Origin of the sequence: Protofrankia sp. Cj3 (assembly GCF_917627355.1) — a bacterium.
In the GTDB taxonomy this organism is placed as follows: Bacteria; Actinomycetota; Actinomycetes; order Frankiales; family Frankiaceae; genus Protofrankia.
The window spans coordinates 1-1,205 of the sequence record NZ_CAKJTR010000326.1 but is presented as its reverse complement, the minus strand read 5'-3'; the positions used below and the strand labels follow the sequence as shown (position 1 = coordinate 1,205).

Sequence of the window (1,205 nt, the reverse complement as noted above, 5' to 3'; positions counted from 1 at the left end):
AAGGCATAGGTCGGCAAGGCGACCCGACGGGGGCGCGGGCCGCTGAACACCGCGTCCCAGTCGATCGCGACACCATGAACGTGAGCGTGGCCGAGTGCTGTGATCATGGTGTCGGGTTCGGAGCGTTCGCGGCGCAGCACCGGAACGAGCGTCGGCGTGTTCTTCCCGGATTGTTCGCTGAGTGATTCCGCCGCCATGGCGGTGAGTACGCCGTCCGGCCCGAGCTCGAGGTAGGTGGTGACACCGAGGGTTTCCAGCCGGCGGACGACGTCGCGGAACCGCACCGCGTGGCGGACGTGGCGTGCCCAGTATCCGGCGCTGCCCAGTTCGTCGGCGGTGGCGACCGCACCGGTGAGGTTGGAGATGACCGGTATCACCGGCGGGGCGTAGGACAGGCCCTCGGCTGCCCGCCGGAAATCGTCGATCATGCCGTTCATATGGGGGGAGTGGAAGGCATGGCTGACCCGCAGCCTCTTGGTCCTCCGGCCCCGGCTTTCGAAGGCGTGGGCGATCTGGAGGGTGTGTTCCTCGTCGCCGGATATGACGATCGATTCGGGCCCGTTGACGGCGGCGATTCCAACGTGGTCTTCATACCCGGCCAGCGCGGGCAGTACGTCCTCTTCGGCCGCCTGGATGGCGATCATCGCGCCACCGGTGGGCAGCGCCTGCATGAGCCGGGCTCGCTCGGCGACGAGCGCGGCCGCGTGGGGAAGGGCCAGGACGCCCGCGACATGTGCCGCGGTGAGCTCGCCGATGGAGTGCCCGGCAAGGAAATCAGGCCGGACACCCCAGGATTCGAGCAGCCGGAACAGCGCGACCTCGACCGCGAACAGCGCCGTCTGGGTGTAGACCGTCTGATGCAGGAGGCCGGTGTCCTCGGTTGCGAACACGACGTCGCGAACCGAGCCCTCGACATGCCGGCTCAGTGCTCCGTGGCCCAGGTGCCGGTCCAGTTCGGCGCACACCGTGTCAAAGGCCCGAGCGTATACCGGATAGGTATCGTACAGTTGCCGTCCCATGCCGATTCGCTGGCTGCCCTGTCCGGTGAACAGGAAAGCCAGCCGGCCCGTTCCGGCGGACGAGCCTGTGACGATGTTCGGCCCCGTCTCGCCGCGGGCGAGGGCATCGAGTCCGGCGGTGAAGCCCTTCGCGTCGGCGGCCACCACCACCGCGCGGTGCTCGAACAGCGCGCGCGTGGTGGCCAG

The 1,205-nt window shown here is 68.6% G+C and carries 1 protein-coding gene; it reads right to left on the bottom strand.

Going from position 1 to position 1,205, the window contains the following annotated elements:
- A partial coding sequence (locus MJ783_RS23170; RefSeq protein WP_239313995.1) for an acyltransferase domain-containing protein occupies positions 1 to 1,205 on the bottom strand: 1,205 nt, incomplete at both ends.